Below are 19268 nucleotides of genomic sequence, written 5' to 3'. Positions count from 1 at the left end.
TAAGGCAAAATCATCCGCATGTTGGACATTTCTTCAAAAAATCCGGCCGCCGGCTCTCAAACCGTGGCCCGCGCCATGGAACTGCTACGCGTGGTCTCCACCCACAGCCGCGAGGGCGTCCGCCTGGTGGACCTGGTCGACGCCCTCGGGCTCAGCCGCCCGACGGCACACCGGCTGCTCAAGGAACTGGTGGACTGCGGCCTGCTGATGCGCTCACACGACAAGCGCTACTACCTGGGCCAGTTCGCCTATGAACTGGGGCTGTCGGCTGCGTCGCACTTTCACCTTCGCGAACTGTGCGCACCCTTCCTGGACAAGGTGGCGGAGGCCACGGGCGACACGGTGTTCCTGGTGGTGCGCAGCGGCGCCGACTCGTTCTGTCTGGATCGGCGCACAGGCGCCTTTCCGGTCAAGGTGTTTTCCGTCGAGGTCGGCAACCGCCAGCCCTTGGGCGTCGGCGCGGGCGGCCTGGCGCTGCTGGCCTGGCTGAACGAGGACGAACGCAAGGCGGCCATCCAGGCCAACGCTCCGCGCCTGCCCGGGTATGGCGGACTGACGCCGGGCCTGCTGGAGACGCTGGTCGAAGAAGCGCGCAAGCAGGGCCACTCACGCATCTCGGACTTCGCTATCGCCGGCGTCACCGGCGTCGGCATGCCGGTGCTGGACCGCGCGGGCCAGCCCATCGCGGCCATGAGCGTGACCGCCATTTCCATGCGAATGACACCATCGCACCAGGCCGACGTGCTCAAGGATCTGGACCGCGAAGTGGCGCGCTTGCGATCAGCGTTGTACCGCAGCGGGTCGAGGGTGCGGTAAGCATGAGGGCTGGCCGGTAGACGTCCATCGAGGCCGGACCGTCGTCGTGCCTCCTGAGGTTTGTCACAGTTCTTGCTGATCTATGACCAGCGGACCATGGAGCGCTGAACGAACTTCGACGACAGAACCGTTGTCCGTCGGAATCGTGGAATTACCGCTGTTTCGATCCGCCATCACGATCGAGCCTCTGGAGCCTCTGCCGTTTGTGGCTGTGATTCCTGCAACCCACCGCTTGGCAAAAAAAGCGTGATTTCGCTTAAGGATCTCCACGGCGAGCGCGTGGTGTTATTGGTCCGTCAGAGTTTTGTAAGGCACCAGATTGACGACGTGCTCGCAAGCCTGGATGTCGAGCCCAATGTGGTACTCGCAACACCGAGCTCAACAATCGCCTGCGCGTTGGTGGCGGCGGGCGCTGGAATCACATTGGTCGGTAAATCGACAGCCATGCCGTTCGCAGGTTCGCAGGTCGTCGCCCGACCGATCAAGGAGGCGCTCTCTTCAGGTTACGCCATCATCTTTCCGGAGTCAGAACAGCGTCTGCAACTTGCCGACGCGTTTGCGAATGAACTTCGTGAGGAGATTCGGTGCTCCGACCTGTCCTGATGTGTAGCGGCTCTCTGAAACCCGTTCACCGCTGGCTGTATTCCTCACATCCGGTCAGCGCCCCGTCGGGCAGTAGCTGTTTTTCGGCTCTTCGCCGCGCAGGTACTGCAATTCCTCTTCGTCGGTGGCCTTGCGCACAGACGCCAGCTTGGCGCGGTCACCGTACAGGTCCTTCAGGGTATCCGTCATTTGCTGGAACGGATCGTCATGCGGGCCGAAGGCTTTGAACCAGCGGCGTGGACGGCCTTCGTAGTGGAAGTCGACGACCCAGGTGACGGAGGTCTTGAAAAACTCGGCCATACAGATGTGTGATCCGGTGGGGATGATGACCCATTGTAGGCAGGCGCTGACGGTCTTGCTGCTCTGGATGGCCAACGTTTTCCACGGCGCCGCAAGCAGGGCGCCTGCTGACGCGGTAACCTTCGTCAGTCATGACAAGAAATAACCAGGCAGGCGCGCCGATCTGGTCGGCCGCCGTCCATCAGGGAGAAAAAAATGAACCGGGATTTTGTGATGCGTCTGCTCAACGAGCGGATGGACCAGGCGGACCTGTCCGAGGCGCGGGTGTTCGACATGGGCACCCTGGCCGAAGTGCTGATCAACGAGCTGGCTGAGAGCTGGGAAAACATTCCGGAGCGCACCCGCGCCATCATGATGGGCGCTGCCTTTGACCTGGTGATGCAAAACCTCAAGCTGCAGGAGGCCGACATCGAGGCAGCGCTGGTCATTGAAGGCCTGAAGAGGAAATAGGCGCAGTTCCCGCAAGCACCGGCCCAGCGGCGCCGGCCAGTGCCGCCTCATCTGCAACACAGGGACAGGCCGCCGCTGCAGGCCTTGAGGCGGCGCGTCGCTGGCATCACAATGGGCCCATGCGCCACCATTTTTCCGAAACCACCGGACCGCAGCGCCTTGTGTACGGCCTGGCGGCAGGTCTGGCCACGGCCGCCCTGCCGCTGCCGCTGGCCTGGCCGCTGCGCGGCCTGCTAGGCTGGTGTGCGGGCGTGGCTGTTTACCTGGTGCTGGCCTGGTGGCTGGCCATGGGTTTTGATGCAAAGGGCACCCGCGAACGTGCCCAGGCGCAGGACGAGCCCAGCGTGGTGATTTTCCTGATGCTGCTGCTGGCCACCCTGGCCTGTGTGACGGCCATTGTGTTCATGATGCAGCAGAGCCGGGGCCTCTCCGGCGTGGGGCGCACCCTGCAGATTGCCTTGTCGATGGCGGCGCTGGCCGCCTCCTGGCTGTTCATTCAGGCCGTTTTTTCGTTTCATTACGCACACCGCTACTACCGGGAAGAAAAACGCCATCAACCCGGCGGGGCCGGATTGTTGTTTCCAGGCGGGCAGGACCCTGACTATTTTGATTTTCTCTACTACGCCCACGTGGTCGGCATGACCTCGCAGGTGTCCGACGTGCAGATCACCTCGCGCGCGATGCGCCGGCTCACCACGCTCCACGCCGTCTTGTCCTTTGCCTTCAACATGCTGATCCTGGCGCTCAGCATCAACGTGGTGGCGGGCTCCCTGAAATAGGACCTTCAGTCTTCGCGCAGCTGCTTGTCCAGCGCCCGCTTGTCGGCATGCCGGGTGGCCGATCGCGACTTGCGGTGCGCACCCGCCTTGCGTTGTGCCGCCGGCACGACCAGCGGGTTGCGCGGCCGGGTGGCCTTGAGCTTGAGTTTGATCTTGGTCTTGCGGGCGGAACTCATCGGGGAATTTTAAGCAGCCCGGTGGACAGCGCGGTGCCGCACACAATCACCACCGCGCACAGCAGCATCCACAGCGTGACGGCCTCGCCCAGAAACAGCACGCCGTACAACACCGCAAACACCGGCACCACAAAAGTCACGGCCAGCGCGCGTGCCGGGCCGGCGGTCTCGATCAGCCGGAAGTACAGGATGTAGGCAACGCCGGTGCACAGCACACCCACCACCAGCAGGGCCAACCAGGCGCTGCTACCGGGCATCTTGGCCGGCCACAGCCACAGGGCCGGCAGCGCCAGACCCAGCGTGGCGCCGATCTGGCTGCCAGCGGCAGTGACCAGCGGCGGCAGCCCTTTCAGGTAACGCTTGGCATAGCTGGCCGACAGCGCGTAACAGATGCAGGCCAGCAGGCAGGCCAGCACGGCCCAGCCGGGCGCCACACCGGAGGCGTCAGGCTTGAACGTGGCCTTGTCCCAGGCCAGCATGGCGACCCCGGCAAAACCGACCACCAGGCCCAGCAGGCGCGATGGGTTGGGCTTGTCCTTGAGCCAGAGCCAGGCCACCAGCGCGCCGAACATCGGCACGGTGGCGTTGAGAATGGCCGACAGCCCGGTTGTGATGGACAGCAGCGCAAACGAAAAGCAGGCAAACGGAATGCCGGAATTGAACAGGCCGACCAGGAACACATGGCGCCAGTTTTTCGCCAGCGTGGGCCCCAGCCTGCGCAGCAGCACCAGCGGCAGCAAAAAGGCCGCGGCAATCGCAACGCGCACGGCCGCCGTCGGCAGCGGGCCGAACTCGACCGTGCCGATGCGCATGAACAGGAAAGACGAACCCCAGATGGCGGCCAGCAGCACGAAGTCGATGGCCCAGTGTTTCGGGCGGGCGCCGACGGCTGCACTTGCAGATGTTGAACTCACAGCCGGTGCTCCTGAAGAACGCCTTCAAGCTTGAGCAGGGCGGTTTTTCGGTCCAGCCCGCCGGCGTAACCTGTCAGCGCACCGTTGGCACCCATCACGCGGTGGCAGGGCACGATGATGCTGACCGGGTTGCGGCCGACGGCGGCACCCACGGCGCGCACGGCGGCTGGTTTGCCGATGCGCTGGCTCACTTCGCCGTAGCTGGCGGTGCCGCCTTGCGGGATTTTCAGCAGTGCCTGCCAGACCGATTGCTGGAAAGCCGTGCCGTAGGCCAGGTCCAGCGGTACGTCGAATTGCGTGCGTTGGCCCGTAAAGTATTCGGTCAGTTGGCTCATCACCTGCTGGAGAACCGGATGTGCCGGATCGCTGGGCCATACCGCACGCGTGGGGGTTTTCTCTTTACCAGCCGGGGCCGCGGAACCGGCTTTGCCGGGCCGCAGGGGCAGCGCCCCCTCGGGGGGCAGCGAGGACACGTCAGTGCTGAGCGTGGGGGCCAACAACTCTTGTGGGAGATGGCGCTGGCCCTCGAACCAGAGCCCGGCCAGGCCCTTGTCGGTCGCGGCAATGGTCATCTTGCCCAGAGGGCTTTGAAAAGTGGTCTGAACGATGGAGGGGTCAAATTTCATGGGGTTCACCTTTTGAATGGTTTCGGGTTCCCGCCTGGTATTCAGGCTGCTGCGAGGCCTTTTCCCTTTGCGCACGGGGTTTGTTTGCTATCAAATAAGAAGCGACATGGCTGTTTATCCATCCGCACACATTTCAGGGAAAAAGGAAGCTCCATCATTCGCCGCTGATCGTCGCGCGGCGGCGCCTTCCCGTCCAATGAAATCGAAGCGCCTGATTCATTCCCTGAACGCATGGATCGCGGTGGCCGTCAGCCGGTGGGTTCCATCGCGCCGCTCCAGGCCCGGATCACGGCGTAACTGCGCCAGGGCTTCCAGGCCAGCGAGGCGAGCCTGGCTTCCTTGGCTGGGTTTTTCAGCCCCTGCACGCCGAGCGCCTTGTGCAGCGCCACGTCGCCGGACGGAAAGGCGTCGGGCCAGCGCAGTGCCCGCATCGCGATGTACTCCGCCGTCCAGTCGCCAATGCCGCGCAGGGCTTTCAAGGCGGCGATGGTGGCGTTGACATCGGCGCCGCCATGCAGTTGCAGGCGCTTTTCGGCCACGGCCTGGGCAATGCCGACGATGGCGGTCTGCCGCTGCCTGACAATGCCGAGCTGGCCCAGCGCGTCGCCGCTGGCCTGCGCCAGCACCGCCGCCGCAGGAAAAAGCCGCGTCAGGGCGGGCCAGGGGGTTTCAATCGGTTCGCCGAATTTGTCCACCATGCGCTGCGCCAGCGTGCGCGCGGCCGCCACCGTGATCTGCTGGCCCAGCACCGCACGCACCGCGAGTTCATAACCGTCCATCGCACCGGGTACGCGCAGGCCGTCGCCGCCCGGAAAAGAGGCGTGCAGCACGCTGTTGATGGCCTGCGGGTCGGCGTCGAGGTCGAGCATGGCGCGCAGCCGCCGTATCACCAGCGGCAACACCTCGCGCAGCGAGTCGCTGATGCGCAGCGCGACGTGGCAGCGGCTTTCGTCGAAGCTGGCGTGGATCCAGCCGGCATGCACCTTGCCGCCGGCTTCTACGCGAAAAGTGCGCCCTATCCCTACGCTGCCTGCGCCGTCAGCTACAAATTCGATAGCGTTGATCTGTCGCTTCCTGAAAAAAGCGGTCATGGCTGCCACGTCATACGGCGGGCGGTAACCGAGCCTGACGGTGATGCCGGCGTCCGGCGAGGTGTCGCCCTGGCGCCGCATCTGCGTCGGGTTCAGGCCGTAGTGGCCGACAAAGGCCGCGTTGAAGCGCCGCACGCTGGCGAAGCCGCTGATCAGCGCAATCTGCGTGATCGGCAGCGCGGTGTCGGCCAGCAACTGCTTGGCCGTCAGCAGCCGGCGCGTCTGCAGGTACTGCATGGGCGACACGCCGAACTGCGTCTCGAAAATCCGCCGCACGTGGCGGTCGCTGACGCCCAGCTTGGCGGCCAGACCGGCCACTGTGGGCTCGGTGTCGTGCGGCGAAGTGCCGCCCCGACCGAGCGTGGAGGCTGCCTCTTCACCAGCCGGGGCCGCGGAACCGGCTTCGCCGGGCCGCAGGCGCAGCGCTCCTCTTCCTCGTGCAAGGGGCAGTGCACCGCCGTAGGCACGCGAAGCGACAAACGAGGGGGCCCAAGCTTCGGGCTCGTCCAGCAGGCGGGCCGCCTGGTGCGCGAGAATGTAAGAGGCGTCCTGGATGGACCAGACCACCGAGTGCGGCGCCAGTTCGGGCCGGCAGCGCAGGCAGGGCCGGAAACCCGCGGTTTCGGCCTGCGCCGCATGGCCGAAGAAGCGGCAGTTCTCGCGTTTGGGCGTCTTGACGCTGCAGACCGGCCGGCAGTAGATGCCGGTGGAGGTAACACCTGTAAAAAAGCGGCCGTCGAAGCGGGCGTCCCGCGCTTTCAGCGCGAGGTAGCAGGCGTCGTCGGCGAGAGGGGTGGCGTCCGGGGTCATGGGCTGGATGATACGTGGCGGGCGGGTTTTGACTGGCCGTTTCCGGACATCTGCCTCACAGTCCCGGCGCCTACAATCGCTGCTGTTTCGCAACCCCAGGAGTGGCCACCCCATGCAGCTTGACGCATCCATTTTCAAAGCTTACGACATCCGCGGCGTGGTGCCCTCCACTGTCAATGAGCCGGTCGCCGAGGCGCTGGGCCGGGCCTTCGGCAGCATCGCCCTGGCCCAGGGTGAAAAGGCGGTGGCGGTGGGGCGCGACGGGCGCCTGAGCGGGCCGGCCCTGAGCGCGGCGCTGATACGCGGCCTGGCGGCCAGCGGCGTGGACGTGATCGACATCGGCATGGCCACCACGCCCATGCTTTATTTCGCGGCCAGTACGCTGGCCAGCTCCGGCATCCAGATCACCGGCAGCCACAACCCGAAAGACTACAACGGCTTCAAGATGGTGCTGGCCGGCCGCGCCATTTACGGCGAGGACATCCAGGCCCTGCGCCGCAGCATGGAAGCCGAAGGCTGGGCCGCGCCCGCCCGTGCGGGGAGCATCACCCCGGTCAACGTGCTCGCGGCCTACCGCGAGCGCATCGTGGCCGACGTCAAGCTCACGCGGCCCATGAAAATTGTCATTGACTCGGGCAACGGCATTGCCGGGGCGTCGGCGCCGGACATCTTCCGCGCGCTGGGCTGCGAGGTGACCGAGCTGTTCAGCGAGGTCGACGGCACCTTTCCGAACCACCACCCCGACCCGAGCAAGCCGGAAAACCTCAAGGACCTGATCACCGTGCTGCAGGCCGGCGACGCAGAGCTGGGCCTGGCCTTCGACGGCGACGGTGACCGGCTCGGCATCGTCACGCGTGACGGCAACAACATCTACCCCGACCGCCAGATGATGCTGTTTGCGCGTGATGTGCTGTCGCGCGCGCCGGGCGGCGCCATCGTGTTCGACGTGAAGTGTTCGCAGCGCCTGGCCCCCGAGATCGAGGCCGCCGGCGGCGTGCCCATGATGTACCGCACCGGCCACTCGCTGATCAAGGCGAAGATGAAAGAGGTCAATTCGCCGCTGGGCGGCGAGATGAGCGGCCACATCTTCTTCAAGGAGCGCTGGTTCGGTTTTGACGACGGCACCTACGCCGGCGCCCGCCTGCTGGAAATCGTGAGCCGTTCGCCCGACGCCGGCGCCCTGCTCAATGCCCTGCCCACCAGCTTCAGCACGCCCGAACTCAACGTGGCCTGCAAGGAAGGCGAGCCGCACACCGTGGTCGACGCGCTGGTGTCCCTGGCCATGGAGGCGATGCGCGATGCCGGTCCTGCGCCGGCTGGCCCCGATCCCTCAGGCGCCAGCGCCCTGCGCGAAGCCCTCAACGCCGGTGCCAGGATTTCCACGATAGACGGCGTGCGCATCGACTGGGCCGACGGCTTTGGCCTGATCCGCGCCTCCAACACCACGCCGGTGCTGGTGCTGCGTTTTGAAGGCCGCACACCGGAAGCGCTGGCGCGCATCCAGGCTGACATGCTGGGCCTGCTGCGCAGCGTCAAGCCCGATGCCAGTTTTGCCGCTGCGGCGCACTGATGCCACCACGGTCGCAACATCCCGTTCGTCCTGAGCTTGTCGAAGGATGTCCCCCAAGAGTGCTGGCCTTGCTTGGGGCGGCCGGCGCATGGTGAAGATACTTCTCGTCAAGCTGTCGTCGCTCGGCGACGTGGTGCACACGCTGCCGGTGGTGCAGGACATCCTGGCGGCGCGTCCCGGTGCGCAGATCGACTGGGTGGTGGAAAAATCTTTTGCGCCTTTGCTGGCCCCGCTGCTGGCGAGCGGCCATGTGCAGCACGTGATCCCCTGCGAGTTGCGCCGCTGGCGCAAGGCGCCGCTGGCGGCGGCCACGCGGGCCGGGTGGGGCGCTTTCAAAAAGCAGTTGCAGGCGCAGCCGTATGACGCGGTGATCGACCTGCAGGGCCTGACCAAGTCCGCCCTGGTGGCGCGCCTGGCCCGGCTGGCGCCGGGCGGCAAGCGTTATGCGCTGGCCAACCAGACCGAGGGCTCGGCCTACGAAGCGCCGACGCGCTGGGTGGCCGACGTGGCGATTGCCCTGCCGCCGCACATCCACGCCATGCAGCGCGGGCGCGAGCTGTGCGCGCGCGCCCTGGGCTACACCTTGTCGCCGGTTCCGGATTTTGGATTAAAAGTGCCACCGGCCCTTATGGAGCATGCGCAGGCAGCTCCTGAAACCATAGCATTCGTGCATGGCACCTCGCGCCCCGACAAGCAGTGGCCGCTGGAGAACTGGGTCACGCTGGGCCGCCAGCTCATTGCGCAGGGCTACCGCATTGCCCTGCCGCACGGCAGCACGGACGAACTGGCGACGAGTCAGGCGATCGCCGCAGCCCTGAACGTTGATGACGAGCTTGGGGGATCTCTTGCAAGCAGGGGCCGCGGAACCGGCTTTGCCGGGCCGCAGGCGCAGCGCCCCTCTTCGTCCTGCAAGGGGCAGGGAACCGCCGCAGGCACACGAAGTGACGAGCGTGGGGGCGCTATCGTGTGGCCGCGTTTGGCGCTCGACGCACTGACGCAGCATCTGGCGCAGTGTGCCGGCGTCATCGGTGTGGACAGCGGCCTGAGCCACATCGCCGTGGCCCTCGACCTGCCGCATGTGCAGATCTACAACTTTGACACCGCCTGGCGTACCGGGCCACTGCCTGATTCAGCGCGGCCGGCGGGCGCAGGAGCCGCGCGCCAGCTCAGCGTTTTTGCCCAGCCCACGCCGTCGGTGCAGGCGGTCTGGGACGCATGGCTCAGTTGCCTGCCGCTCCCGGCGCAGGTGTCCGAATGGGCAGCGCTTCCCTGATGATCCGCCAGCTTTATTCACTGCTGATGTGGGCGGCCCAGCCTTTTTTGCGGCGCAAGCTGCGTCGGCGCGGTCTGGCCGAGCCGGGTTACCTGGATGCCATCGAGGAGCGCTTCGGCCACTACACCCTGCCCGCTGAAACCGCTTCCGAACTGGTGTGGGTGCACGCCGTGTCGTTGGGTGAAACCCGCACCGCGGGCATTTTGCTCGCGGCCCTGCGCACGCGCTGGCCCGGGGTTCGCATTCTGCTGACCCATGGCACGGCCACCGGCCGGGCGGAGGGCGCGGGCCTGCTGCGCGCGGGCGACGTGCAGGTCTGGCAGCCCTGGGACAGCCAGGCCGCCGTGGCGCGTTTTTTCACACACTTCAAGCCGCGCCTGGGCCTGCTGCTGGAAACCGAGGTCTGGCCCAACACCGTGGCCGGCGCGCAGGCGCGCGGCGTGCCGCTGGTGCTGGTCAACGCGCGCCTGTCCGACAAGTCGCTGCAGCAGGCTCTGCGCATGGCGCGGCTGTCGCGGCCGGCTTATGCGGCGCTGGCGGCGGTGTACGCGCAGAGCGACAACGACGCCGAGCGCCTGCGCAAGCTCGGTGCGAGGGTAGAGGGGGTGTTCGGCAACCTCAAGTTCGACGCCGCGCCCGATGCGGCGCAGCAGGACCTCGGGCGGCGCTGGCGCCAGGCGGGGGGCCGGCCGGTGCTGATGCTGGCCAGTTCGCGCGAGGGCGAGGAAGACGATTTTTTAAATCAAGTAACGGCCCTGGCCCTTTCCACACGGGCGCAAGCAGCTCCTGAAAAAGGAGCAACCGGCGAGCCGTCGCCGGCCACCGCCGACTTCCGTATCCTGATCGTGCCGCGTCACCCGCAGCGTTTTGACGAGGTGCAGGCCCTGGTGGAAAAACACGGGCTCTCGGTGTCGCGCCGCTCCTCCTGGGCCGATGCGCCCGTGGCCGCCGATGTCTGGCTCGGCGACTCGCTGGGCGAGATGGCGCTGTATTACGCCATGAGCGACGTGGCCCTGCTGGGCGGCAGCTTCGCGCCGCTGGGCGGGCAAAACCTGATCGAAGCCGCCGCCTGCGGCTGCCCCGTCATCATGGGCCCGCACACCTTCAATTTTGCCGAGGTGGCCGAACTTGCCGAAGCCGCCGGTGCCGCGCGCCGTGTGCAGGACATGGCCGAAGCCGTGCGCGCTGCCCGCGCCATGCTGATCCGGCCCGCCGCGCAACAGGCCGCCGCAACCGCAGGGCGGCAGTTTTCCGCGCAGCACCGCGGTGCGGCCGCCAACACGGTGCGGGCACTGGAAGAACTTCTGAAGGACTGAAGCCGTGGCAGAACCCCTGGTCAACCAGTACGGTGCCGACGTGCCCAAAGCCATCGCACGGATGATCACCGCCGTGCACCCGGCGTTTGAATCGCGCAGGTTTGTCGCCGATGCGCTCAAGGGGTATGACGCCCTGGCCCTGATGCCGCGCGGCAAACACATCGCACGCGCCCTGCAGCGGCACCTGCCGCCCGACTACCCGAAAGCCCTGGAGATTCTGCTGGCCTCGCTGGACCAGCCGCACGCGCGCGATGCGGGGCTGACCCTGGGCTCTTTCCTGTACCTGCCGCACACGATGTTTGTGGCCGAGTTCGGGCTGGATCATTTTGAGGAGTCGATGCAGGCGCAGCATGCGTTGACGCAGCGCTTCACCGCCGAGTTCAGCATCCGCGCCTTTCTTCAGAAACACGAAGCCGCCACACTCAAGCGCTTCAAACAATGGGCCAGCGACCCGAGCGAGCATGTGCGCCGCCTGGTCTCCGAAGGCAGCCGCCCGCGCCTGCCCTGGGCCAGCCGCCTGCCGGCGTTCCAGAAGAACCCGGCACCGGTGCTTGAACTGCTGGAGCTGCTCAAGGACGACCCCGCGCTGTATGTGCGCCGTTCGGTCGCCAACAACCTCAACGACATCGGCAAGGACCACCCGGACCTGCTGGCCAGAACCGCGAAGCAGTGGCTCAGAGGGGCCAGCGACGAACGCCGCTGGATCGTCCAGCACGCGCTGCGCTCCGCCGTCAAACGCGGTGAGGCCGGCGCGCTGGAGGTGCTGGGCTTCGGAAAAAGCGCCAAGGTCGAAGTGTCGAACGCACGCATCACGCCCGCGCGAGTGCCCATGGGCGAGAAGGTCCACATCGCGTTTGACATCACCAACACCAGCGCGAAGCCGCAGGACGTGCTGGTGGACTTCTGCATCCACTACGTCAAGGCCAGCGGCAAGACCAGCGCCAAGGTGTTCAAGCTGAAGGTGCTGAGCCTGGCGCCCAAGGAAGCCGTGCGATTGAGCAAGACGGTGTCCACTGCTGAAATGACTACGCGCAAACACCATGCGGGGTTGCACCGGGTGGATGTGCTGCTGAACGGGCAGGGCAGGGAGTTGGGGGTGTTTGAGTTGACGGCTGTTTCGACGAAATGATTTTGCTCAAGGTATACCGGTACTTCTGCGGCACGCGTGTCAGGCCTTCTCGGCGCTTAACGTCATTTGGCTGGGCATCGACCGTGTTCGAATATCGGTAGCCAACGAGGAATGTGGCTTTCCAGGGGCTGCTTTGGGCGCCCTGCCATCTTTCAGGTTGTTGCCGCGAACTATCGCTTCGCGGCGATTGCGGCCGTTTTTCTATCTCAATGAGCTTCCCTATCTTCGGCGCATTGGGTTGGTCGGCACAACGGAGTGGGCACTGACCGAATTGGCGCGTGGAGTTGATCCACGTTCGGTGTATAGCGCAGGAAGGGGCGCCCTGGCCCTACCGATGCGCTGCTTACACAAGCACGAGGGTTTAAATTTACCCGGGTATTATTGACACGTTAATTTAACCCGGGTATTATTGGTTGAATCCAATTCGAGCCTGATTTCACCGTGATTGATACCGCCAGTCCTTTCTATACGAGCTTCAACGGCCACAAGCGCATCGCCTCCGGCAGCTTGCCGGTCAATGCCTTGGCTGTGAAACACGCTCTGGCCTCCGGCGTACCCAATCCGCTGCTGACTTTCTGTGACCAGACGGGCCAAGTTGTCGAAATCGACCTTCGAGGAAGCGATGCCGAGATGTTGGAGCGTCTGCCTCCAGAGGTGGACCAGCTTCAAGGAAACGAATTCGCACCTGTCAATTCCGGGGAATCTGGTGAGCCACGTGGCCGTGGCCGGCCAAAGCTTGGGGTTGTCTCGCGAGAAGTCACGCTACTGCCGCGCCACTGGGACTGGTTGGCTGCACAGCCAGGCGGTGCATCGGTGACTTTGCGGAAACTGGTTGATGAAGCTCGCCGGGCCAACGTGGACCGAGACCGGCAACGCCGGGCGAGTGAATGTGCTTACCACTTCATGTCGGTCATGGCTGGTGATCTGGCTGGCTTTGAGGAGGCCTCGCGTGCGCTGTTCGCAAACGACGCGGCAAAGTTCCGCCAACAGACCGAAGCCTGGCCGGCCGACGTCCGCGATTACGTCAGGCTCCTGGCGTATCCGCTGCCGCCGACAGAAGTGGCATCGCTTGCACCGTGACTTATTTGGAACCAAAAGGATTGATGATGACAAACAGAAAAACGCTGAAACGACAGTATCTGGAGACGAAAACCCGAGCCGGTGTCTATGCGATCCGCAACCAGATCACTGGCCGGGCCTTGGTTGCCGGAAGTACGAACGTTCAGGGCACACTCAACCGGCATCGTTTTGAACTGCAGCATGGACAGCATCGCAATGCGAGGCTGGCTCAGGACTGGGTCGAGCACGGCGAGACCAACATTCTCTTCGAGGTACTCGACATGGTCAAACCCAGCGACGATCCGGCGTTCAATGCCGCACGAGAATTGGAGATGCTGGTTAGCCTGTGGCGCCAGGAAATCCCTTGTGTCGGCGAACTCGACTACGACCAACCCAGGAGCGAACCTCGATGAACACGAATCTCGACTTCTGTTTGGCGCTACACCGTGCCCACGCCAGCCTGCAACTCAAGCTTGACGACGAGTTGGGCATACACCATGGCATCAGCTTCAATGATTTTGCGCTACTGAATTTGCTCGCGCAAGCGGACGGTGGCCGGGTAAGCATCCCGGAACTCGTGCGTCCGATGGGTCAGCCTCAATCGGCTGTGCTGCGTCAGTTGATCTTGCTCGAGAAGATTGGCCTCGTGGTGCGCGAAGGTGCGAATGGATTTCGTCAGGGCGTGCTTCGCCCGGCCGGGCGTGCGCTGGTGAACGCCGCACGCGAGACTGCCGACAGCATTTGCACCGAAGCCGTCGAATCAATCGCCCCCGCAGCGGTTGCGACGGTGTCCGCAGCACTGGTAACGCTTGCAGACACGCCAAACTTGGCACTCTCATGAGCAACGCTATCGCGACGATTTGCTGGGTAGGCGGCCACTTGCACAACCTGGTGGAGCATCCGTGGTGCTGTAGCGAATCCGGCCAAGCGAAATATCGAAGCGCTCCCAAAAAGCGCGCGACGCAAGAAAATTTAAGGACCCCATGCCATGCCCAAGATTAAAGCGAACGGAATTGAAATTGAATACGATTGTTTTGGCAATACCGACGCGGAAGCTGTTCTGCTGATTTCCGGTCTGGGTACGCAGATGACTCGCTGGACCGAAACGTTTTGCCAGATATTGGCAGAACAAGGTTACCGCGTGATTCGTTTTGACAATCGAGACGCTGGCCTTTCAACCCACTTCCATAGCGCGTCGATGCCAGATCTCGCTGCAATTGCCGACGCAGTCTCTCTCGGCGAAACGCCCCATGTGCCGTATACGCTGTTCGATATGGCGAACGACGCCGTGGGACTTCTCGATGCGTTGATGATCAAACGGGCGCACGTGGTTGGCAGATCAATGGGCGGCATGATTGCACAACTGTTGGCCAGCGAGCATGCTGAACGCGTTCTATCGCTGGTTTCCATCATGTCGAGCACGGGCAATCGTGATCTGCCGCAGGCCAGCCCTGCAGTGATGGCGGCGATGACATTGCCCGCGCCACATCCTTTGAAAGACGAAGAGGGTTATCTCTCACATTGCGTTGCCTTTTCTCAAGTGATTGCCGGGCGAGGCTATCCGTTCGACGAATCCGCTCAACGAGACCAAGCCTTGGCCGACGTCAAACGAGCATACAACCCAACCGGATTCTGGCGGCAGATCGCCGCCATTGCAGCGACCGGTGACTTGAGATCACGACTGGCCAACATCAATGTGCCGACGCTTGTGATCCATGGGTCAGACGACCCACTTGTTCCCCCGGAGGCTGGGAACGACACGGCGGCCAATATTAAAGGAGCCGAACTACTCATCGTCGAGGGAATGGGCCACGATTTATCGCCATCGCTCTTTGGGTTTTTGGCCGGAGTCATTGCAGAGAACGCACGCCGCATGTTCAACCCTGTGAATGGCCCCGGGGTCACCAGACCTTTCACTGCCTGATAGCCAGTCGACCGCCTTCTCCGCGCCACCCGTTTCAGCGTGGCCAGCCCGACTGCTCGACCCAGAGGCCTGCACGCGGCCTGCCAGCAGGATCAAGCTCCCCTGAGCTCGGCCTTTCGCTCGATGATCCGCGAGACGAGCCCGTACTCGACGGCTTCCTCGGCCGACATCCACCGGTCGCGCTCGATGTCGGCCAGGGCCACCTCCAGCGACTTGCCGGTCTCACGCGCGATCGTGCGCGCGATGCGCTCGCGCGCCTTGACGATCTCGCGCGCCTGGATGGCGATGTCGCTGGCCGGCCCACCGGCGCCGCCGCTGGGCTGGTGGATCAGAAAACGCGTGTTGGGCAGGCAGTAACGCCGCTCGCGGGGCACCGCCAGGTACAAATGGGTGGCCGCACTGCCGACCCAGCCGGTGCCTATCATGTTCACTGGCGCGGCGATGAAGCGCACGATGTCGTGGATGGCGTCGCCGGACTCCAGGTGGCCGCCCGGCGAGCTCACCAGCACGTCGATGGGCTCGGCGCTGTCGGCGTCCAGTGCGATGAGGCGGCGCGTCACGTCGGCGGCCATCACGTCGGTGACGGTGCCGAAGATCAGCAGGGTGCGTGCCTTGAAGGCCTTTTCCTCCAGGTAGGAGGTGCGCGGCTCGGTGGCGCTGGCCGGTGCGGTAGTGTCTGGGGTGTCCATGTGGAATCCATGTAGTTGAACTGCCTTGACGAACGAGACGCCTCTTGCGTGACACCGAACCGGCGGTCTGGCTCTGATAAGCTGCGCGCATGTACGACGAACGGCAGCTCGCCCTGATCGACTCTGACCGCCGCCGCCTGGTGCGTGCGGCCACCCGGCTGCTGGGCCCGGCCGATGCCGAGGATGCCGTGCAGGACGCCTACGTCCGTGCGCTGGAGTCTGACCTGCCCGAGCTCAACGCCGCCCAGGCCTGGCTGCTCACCGTGGTGCGCCATCTGGCCATAGACCGTCTGCGGCGGCGCCACTGGATGCAGCAATGGTTGGCGCAGATGAACACGGGCGACACGCCACTGGCGTCGCCCTCGGCCGAGATGGATGCGGCGGTGGCGCAAGAGGCCGCCCGCGCCTTGCGCCTGCTGGCGGCCCACCTGCCGCCGGCCGACGGTGCCCTGCTGCTGCTGCACGAGGTGTTCGAGGTCGGCCATGCCGAGATTGCCCAGTTCAGCTGCCGGTCCGAAGCGGGCAGCCGACAGCAGCTGCGGCGGGCGCTGTTGCGGCTGCGGCTGGCGGGCGGCGCACCAGAGCCTGGGCCCTATCCCGAACTTGATCCAGACGAAGAGATCGTCTTCCGTCTGTACCTGCAGTCACTGCAACTGCGTGATCCTCAAACTTTATGGGCGATGCTTAGTCCGCCGCCTATCAGTGCGTTGGCGGGGATGTCCACGGTGGCAGCCAAAGCCGCATCAGCGCCGCGTAAGACCGCATGCGGCGTCGTACAGGTGGGCGGGCAGCTGGGCCTGGTGCTCACGCTGGACGGCGTCACGCTGTGTGTGGTACCGCTGGGCGTGCAGCCCGAGCGCATCCCGTCGGAGAATGTCGGTCAATGATCGGCGCATGCTCCGCCATCAACCCAGCAACCCACTCAATAAACACCCGCAACTTGCTGCTGACATGCCGGTTAGTCGCAAACGCGATATACAGCGGCATGGCATCCAGGCGCCAGCCTTCGAACAGCGGCACCAACTCGCCGTTAGCTACATGCGCCTTCGCCATGTAGTCCGGAAGCCAGAGAACGCCCATGCCGGCCAGGCCGGCCGCGAGGTAGGCGTTGCCGTCATCGACCGAGAGCACATAGCGCCCCTGCACGGTGATGCTTTCACCGCCTGAGTGCATGGCGTACGGCACCGCCTTGCCGGTGCGTGCCCACAGAAAACCCACGATGCGGTGTTGCGTGTCCTCCAGTTCACGCGGGTGCAGGGGTGTGCCGGCACGTGCGAGGTAGCCTGATGCCGCGTAGACCCCAAGTTGCAGGTCGCCCACGTGGCGGGCCATCAGCGACAGGTCGGTGAGTTCACCGCCGCGCACGACGCAGTCCACCTTGTCGCTGATGATGTCCACCATGCGGTCGCTGACGCCCATGTCGAGCTGGATGTCGGGGTACTGCGCGTGGAAGGCCGGCAAGGCCGGAATCAGGATCATGCGGGCCAGGGGGCTGGGCACATCCACCCGCAGGCGGCCCCGAGGTGAGGCCGAGGCGCTGGACAGGCTGGTCTCGGCATCGTCCACATCGGCCAGCACGCGCAGCACACGTTCGTAATAGGCGGCGCCATCGGCCGTGACGTTGACCTTGCGTGTGGTTCGGTTGAGCAGCCTGACGCGCAGCCTGGCCTCGAGTTGCTGCACCAGCTGCGTCACGCTGGTCTTGCTCATGTGGAGCGTGTCGGCCGCCTTGGTGAAGCTGCCTGTTTCCACCACGCGGGCGAAGGCCTGCATTGCATCGAAACGGTCCATGCGGGCTCCAGGCGTTGTTGATTGTTTGGATTCTACAAACAGTGATGAACAAAACTGCTGGTTTATCGGAAGAACCAGGCGACCTAAAGTGCCTTCTCTACTAACCACGGGTCGCATCGACCTCCTGTTGAAAGCACTTATGAACCAGCGTAACGCCGTTTTCCCCGCCGGTCGGCATGACCTCTACACCTCGCATGCCTACTCCGCAGCGATCAAATCAGATGATCTCCTGTTCGTGTCCGGTCAAGTCGGCAGCCGCAGCGATGGCTCGCCCGAGCCGGACTTTGAGGCTCAGGTCCGTCTGGCATTTGCCAATCTGGAGGCGGCGCTGCAAGCGGGTGGCTGCACGCTCGACGATATCGTCGACGTGACGACCTTTCATACCGATCCCGAGAACCAGTTCGGCGCGGTCATGGCCGTTAAAAGCGAAGTGTTCCCGCAAGCGCCTTATCCGACCTGGACGGCGCTCGGCGTCAACTGGCTCGCCGGGTTCGACTTCGAGATCAAGGTGATTGCCAGGGTACCCCAGGCCATGCAAGCATGATCGAGAGACTATCGCAAGTGAGCCAGGCCTGGTCGCCAGTCTTGCGCCGACCTACTGCACCAGCAGCGAATTGATCAGCAGCAGGTCTTCCGGCGTCAGCGTGCCGTTGGCCTGTCGCAGCCGCAGGCCGCCGATCAGCACGTTGTAGCGCGCCTGGGCGAGGTCGCGTTTGGTCTGGAACAGCTGGCTTTGCGCGTTGAGCACGTCGATGTTGATGCGCACGCCGACCTGGTAGCCCAGCTTGTTGGCGTCCAGCGCGCTCTGGCTGGACGCTTCGGCGGCTTCCAGCGCCTTGACCTGCCCCTGGCCCGACAACACGCCGAAGTAGGCAGTGCGGGTGCTCAGGGCGACGCCGCGTTTGGCACCTTCCAGGTCGGAGCGTGCTTTTTCTTCAAGTGACAGGGTTTCGCGGATGCGGTTTTGCGTGGCGAAGCCGGCAAACAGCGGCAGGTTCAGCGCCAGGCCGACCGTGGTGCTGTTGCTGCGGTTGTCCAGCGGGCTGGTGGTGCTGCCCTGCGGGTTGCGCTGCACGCCGTAGCTGGCGGTCAGGTCCAGCGTGGGTTTGTGGCCGGCTTCGGCCTTGTCGATTTCGAGCTTGGCAACTTCGAGGTTGGCCAGGGCCTGGCGCACCGACGGATGCAGGTCTTCAGACTGGCGGACCCAGGTGTTCACGTCGGCGGGCACCAGCGGCGGCAGCTCCACGGGCACCAGCAGGCCTTTGGGCTGGGCGTCGGTTTTGCCAACCAGTTGGTCCAGGGCAATCTTCTTGACGCGCAAGTCGTTTTCGGCGGCGATTTCCTGGGCGGTCACCAGGTCGAAACGCGCCTGCGCCTCGCGCGAGTCGGTGATGGTGGAGGTACCGACCTCGAAGTTGCGTTTGGCTGAAGCCAGTTGTTCGCCCACCGCGGCTTTTTGCGCCCGCACAAAAGCCAGCGTGTCCTGCGCGGCCAGCACATCGAAATAGGCCTGGCTGGTGCGCACGATCAGGTCCTGTTCGGCAGCCTCGAGTTGCGCCCTGGACAGCACCACCTGCTGCTTGCCCTGTTCGTAGGTGGCCCAGTTGCCGGGCCGGTAGAGCGGCTGCGAAGCGTTCAGTGAGCCCGTCTGGGTGGGGAAGTTGCGGTCGATGACCGGGTTGGTGTTTTCAAAATTGGTGCGCGACACACCCAGTGACAGCCCGGCGGTTGGCAAAATGCCGGCCTTGGCCTGCTCTGCCTTGGCCAGGTTGGCCTCGTACAGCGAGCGTGCCGACTGGTAGGACGAGTCGTACTCGCGCGCCGAACGGTACAGCTCCACCAGGTTCTGCGCCTGGACGGCTGGTACAAAAGCCGCCAGCACGGCACCCAGCGCAAGAGACAGGGGCAACAGGGCCGGTTTTTTCAAGAGCGTTTTCATGGGTGTCCTGATG

Annotated in this window: 22 protein-coding genes; 14 read left to right on the top strand and 8 right to left on the bottom strand. The window is 64.5% G+C overall.

All coding sequences use genetic code 11. The features are described from left to right. Positions 1–18 precede the first annotated feature (18 nt). Together PSV26_RS19660 and PSV26_RS19655 are read left to right on the top strand one after the other, a co-directional pair. Positions 19–816 carry an IclR family transcriptional regulator gene (locus tag PSV26_RS19660; protein ID WP_300573273.1) on the top strand — a complete coding sequence of 266 codons (798 nt, stop codon included), beginning with the start codon at positions 19–21 and terminating at the stop codon, positions 814–816. 150 nt (positions 817–966) lie between these two features. Continuing rightward, positions 967–1419, top strand: coding sequence for a LysR substrate-binding domain-containing protein (locus PSV26_RS19655; protein ID WP_366946019.1), 453 nt, complete (start codon positions 967–969; stop codon positions 1417–1419). A gap of 54 nt (positions 1420–1473) precedes the next feature. Here the strand turns inward: PSV26_RS19655 and PSV26_RS19650 are convergent, their stop codons facing one another. Continuing rightward, positions 1474–1794 (bottom strand): hypothetical protein, encoded by a 321-nt coding sequence (locus PSV26_RS19650; RefSeq protein WP_300573271.1) that lies wholly within the window; start codon positions 1792–1794, stop codon positions 1474–1476. 120 nt (positions 1795–1914) lie between these two features. Here PSV26_RS19650 and PSV26_RS19645 point away from each other — a divergent pair, with 120 nt between their 5' ends. Both PSV26_RS19645 and PSV26_RS19640 read left to right on the top strand, forming a co-directional pair. Continuing rightward, complete coding sequence (locus tag PSV26_RS19645) at positions 1915–2169, top strand: hypothetical protein (protein ID WP_300513132.1); 255 nt, start codon at positions 1915–1917, stop codon at positions 2167–2169. Between the two features lie 119 nt (positions 2170–2288). After that, the gene (locus PSV26_RS19640) at positions 2289–2948 is read left to right on the top strand and encodes a DUF1345 domain-containing protein (RefSeq protein ID WP_300573268.1); all 660 of its coding nucleotides are present in this window, start codon (positions 2289–2291) and stop codon (positions 2946–2948) included. 5 nt (positions 2949–2953) lie between these two features. On the opposite strand, the gene PSV26_RS19635 is transcribed toward PSV26_RS19640, so the two are convergent. The 4 genes from PSV26_RS19635 to PSV26_RS19620 all read right to left on the bottom strand — a co-directional run bounded on the left by PSV26_RS19635 (position 2954) and on the right by PSV26_RS19620 (position 6565). Then, positions 2954–3124, bottom strand: a complete 171-nt coding sequence (locus tag PSV26_RS19635) for a hypothetical protein (protein ID WP_300513128.1) — start codon at positions 3122–3124, stop codon at positions 2954–2956. After that, the gene (locus tag PSV26_RS19630) at positions 3121–4038 is read right to left on the bottom strand and encodes a DMT family transporter (protein ID WP_300573265.1); all 918 of its coding nucleotides are present in this window, start codon (positions 4036–4038) and stop codon (positions 3121–3123) included. The genes PSV26_RS19635 and PSV26_RS19630 overlap by 4 nt, the downstream gene beginning before the upstream one ends. Beyond that, complete coding sequence (locus PSV26_RS19625; protein ID WP_300573262.1) at positions 4035–4664, bottom strand: methylated-DNA--[protein]-cysteine S-methyltransferase; 630 nt, start codon at positions 4662–4664, stop codon at positions 4035–4037. The genes PSV26_RS19630 and PSV26_RS19625 overlap by 4 nt, the downstream gene beginning before the upstream one ends. Positions 4665–4912: 248 nt before the next feature. Then, a complete protein-coding gene (locus tag PSV26_RS19620; RefSeq protein ID WP_300573259.1) occupies positions 4913–6565 on the bottom strand; it encodes an AlkA N-terminal domain-containing protein in 1653 nt (550 codons plus the stop codon). A 112-nt stretch (positions 6566–6677) separates the two neighbouring features. Here PSV26_RS19620 and PSV26_RS19615 point away from each other — a divergent pair, with 112 nt between their 5' ends. From PSV26_RS19615 to PSV26_RS19580, 8 genes are all read left to right on the top strand, one after another. Further along, a complete protein-coding gene (locus PSV26_RS19615) occupies positions 6678–8135 on the top strand; it encodes a phosphomannomutase/phosphoglucomutase (protein ID WP_300573256.1) in 1458 nt (485 codons plus the stop codon). Between the two features lie 91 nt (positions 8136–8226). Then, on the top strand, positions 8227–9408 hold the full coding sequence (gene waaC / locus PSV26_RS19610) for a lipopolysaccharide heptosyltransferase I (RefSeq protein WP_300573623.1): 1182 nt from the start codon (positions 8227–8229) through the stop codon (positions 9406–9408). Then, positions 9390–10724 carry a 3-deoxy-D-manno-octulosonic acid transferase gene (locus PSV26_RS19605; protein WP_300573253.1) on the top strand — a complete coding sequence of 445 codons (1335 nt, stop codon included), beginning with the start codon at positions 9390–9392 and terminating at the stop codon, positions 10722–10724. Before waaC ends, PSV26_RS19605 begins: the two co-directional genes overlap by 19 nt. Before the next feature lie 4 nt (positions 10725–10728). Beyond that, positions 10729–11853, top strand: coding sequence for a DNA alkylation repair protein (locus PSV26_RS19600; RefSeq protein ID WP_300573250.1), 1125 nt, complete (start codon positions 10729–10731; stop codon positions 11851–11853). A gap of 441 nt (positions 11854–12294) precedes the next feature. Next, the gene (locus PSV26_RS19595; protein WP_300573247.1) at positions 12295–12933 is read left to right on the top strand and encodes a DUF2239 family protein; all 639 of its coding nucleotides are present in this window, start codon (positions 12295–12297) and stop codon (positions 12931–12933) included. 26 nt (positions 12934–12959) lie between these two features. Further along, on the top strand, positions 12960–13325 hold the full coding sequence (locus PSV26_RS19590) for a GIY-YIG nuclease family protein (protein ID WP_300513112.1): 366 nt from the start codon (positions 12960–12962) through the stop codon (positions 13323–13325). Then, complete coding sequence (locus PSV26_RS19585; RefSeq protein ID WP_300513110.1) at positions 13322–13753, top strand: AsnC family transcriptional regulator; 432 nt, start codon at positions 13322–13324, stop codon at positions 13751–13753. The genes PSV26_RS19590 and PSV26_RS19585 overlap by 4 nt, the downstream gene beginning before the upstream one ends. A 147-nt stretch (positions 13754–13900) precedes the next feature. Further along, a complete protein-coding gene (locus tag PSV26_RS19580) occupies positions 13901–14836 on the top strand; it encodes an alpha/beta hydrolase (protein WP_300573245.1) in 936 nt (311 codons plus the stop codon). A 92-nt stretch (positions 14837–14928) separates the two neighbouring features. Here PSV26_RS19580 and PSV26_RS19575 read toward each other — a convergent pair whose 3' ends face one another. Further along, the gene (locus tag PSV26_RS19575) at positions 14929–15525 is read right to left on the bottom strand and encodes an ATP-dependent Clp protease proteolytic subunit (protein ID WP_300513106.1); all 597 of its coding nucleotides are present in this window, start codon (positions 15523–15525) and stop codon (positions 14929–14931) included. 89 nt (positions 15526–15614) lie between these two features. Between PSV26_RS19575 and PSV26_RS19570 the strand changes: the two genes are divergently transcribed. Next, positions 15615–16412 carry a sigma-70 family RNA polymerase sigma factor gene (locus PSV26_RS19570; protein WP_300513104.1) on the top strand — a complete coding sequence of 266 codons (798 nt, stop codon included), beginning with the start codon at positions 15615–15617 and terminating at the stop codon, positions 16410–16412. On the opposite strand, the gene PSV26_RS19565 is transcribed toward PSV26_RS19570, so the two are convergent. Then, a complete protein-coding gene (locus PSV26_RS19565; protein WP_300513102.1) occupies positions 16345–17316 on the bottom strand; it encodes a LysR family transcriptional regulator in 972 nt (323 codons plus the stop codon). The two genes, PSV26_RS19570 and PSV26_RS19565, sit on opposite strands and share 68 nt — an antisense overlap. A gap of 139 nt (positions 17317–17455) precedes the next feature. Here PSV26_RS19565 and PSV26_RS19560 point away from each other — a divergent pair, with 139 nt between their 5' ends. Continuing rightward, positions 17456–17860 (top strand): RidA family protein, encoded by a 405-nt coding sequence (locus PSV26_RS19560; RefSeq protein WP_300573242.1) that lies wholly within the window; start codon positions 17456–17458, stop codon positions 17858–17860. A 51-nt stretch (positions 17861–17911) separates the two neighbouring features. On the opposite strand, the gene PSV26_RS19555 is transcribed toward PSV26_RS19560, so the two are convergent. After that, a complete protein-coding gene (locus PSV26_RS19555) occupies positions 17912–19255 on the bottom strand; it encodes a TolC family outer membrane protein (protein ID WP_300573239.1) in 1344 nt (447 codons plus the stop codon). Between the last annotated feature and the right edge of the window lie 13 nt (positions 19256–19268).

Origin of the sequence: Polaromonas sp. (assembly GCF_029945685.1) — a bacterium.
Classification (GTDB): Bacteria; Pseudomonadota; Gammaproteobacteria; order Burkholderiales; family Burkholderiaceae_C; genus Polaromonas.
The sequence above is the reverse complement of the archived record's forward strand: the minus strand, read 5'-3'. Positions and strand labels throughout refer to the sequence as shown.

Excerpts from the sequence above, each read along its gene's own strand:
- PSV26_RS19560 (WP_300573242.1), top strand. The coding sequence starts at position 17,456 with ATGAACCAGCGTAACGCCGTTTTCCCCGCCGGTCGGCATGACCTCTAC.
- PSV26_RS19575 (WP_300513106.1), bottom strand. The coding sequence starts at position 15,525 with ATGGACACCCCAGACACTACCGCACCGGCCAGCGCCACCGAGCCGCGC.
- PSV26_RS19625 (WP_300573262.1), bottom strand. The coding sequence starts at position 4,664 with ATGAAATTTGACCCCTCCATCGTTCAGACCACTTTTCAAAGCCCTCTG.
- PSV26_RS19635 (WP_300513128.1), bottom strand. The coding sequence starts at position 3,124 with ATGAGTTCCGCCCGCAAGACCAAGATCAAACTCAAGCTCAAGGCCACC.
- PSV26_RS19645 (WP_300513132.1), top strand. The coding sequence starts at position 1,915 with ATGAACCGGGATTTTGTGATGCGTCTGCTCAACGAGCGGATGGACCAG.
- PSV26_RS19565 (WP_300513102.1), bottom strand. The coding sequence starts at position 17,316 with ATGGACCGTTTCGATGCAATGCAGGCCTTCGCCCGCGTGGTGGAAACA.
- PSV26_RS19555 (WP_300573239.1), bottom strand. The coding sequence starts at position 19,255 with ATGAAAACGCTCTTGAAAAAACCGGCCCTGTTGCCCCTGTCTCTTGCG.
- PSV26_RS19620 (WP_300573259.1), bottom strand. The coding sequence starts at position 6,565 with ATGACCCCGGACGCCACCCCTCTCGCCGACGACGCCTGCTACCTCGCG.
- PSV26_RS19660 (WP_300573273.1), top strand. The coding sequence starts at position 19 with ATGTTGGACATTTCTTCAAAAAATCCGGCCGCCGGCTCTCAAACCGTG.
- PSV26_RS19580 (WP_300573245.1), top strand. The coding sequence starts at position 13,901 with ATGCCCAAGATTAAAGCGAACGGAATTGAAATTGAATACGATTGTTTT.
- PSV26_RS19605 (WP_300573253.1), top strand. The coding sequence starts at position 9,390 with ATGGGCAGCGCTTCCCTGATGATCCGCCAGCTTTATTCACTGCTGATG.
- PSV26_RS19585 (WP_300513110.1), top strand. The coding sequence starts at position 13,322 with ATGAACACGAATCTCGACTTCTGTTTGGCGCTACACCGTGCCCACGCC.
- PSV26_RS19615 (WP_300573256.1), top strand. The coding sequence starts at position 6,678 with ATGCAGCTTGACGCATCCATTTTCAAAGCTTACGACATCCGCGGCGTG.
- PSV26_RS19570 (WP_300513104.1), top strand. The coding sequence starts at position 15,615 with ATGTACGACGAACGGCAGCTCGCCCTGATCGACTCTGACCGCCGCCGC.
- PSV26_RS19590 (WP_300513112.1), top strand. The coding sequence starts at position 12,960 with ATGACAAACAGAAAAACGCTGAAACGACAGTATCTGGAGACGAAAACC.
- PSV26_RS19640 (WP_300573268.1), top strand. The coding sequence starts at position 2,289 with ATGCGCCACCATTTTTCCGAAACCACCGGACCGCAGCGCCTTGTGTAC.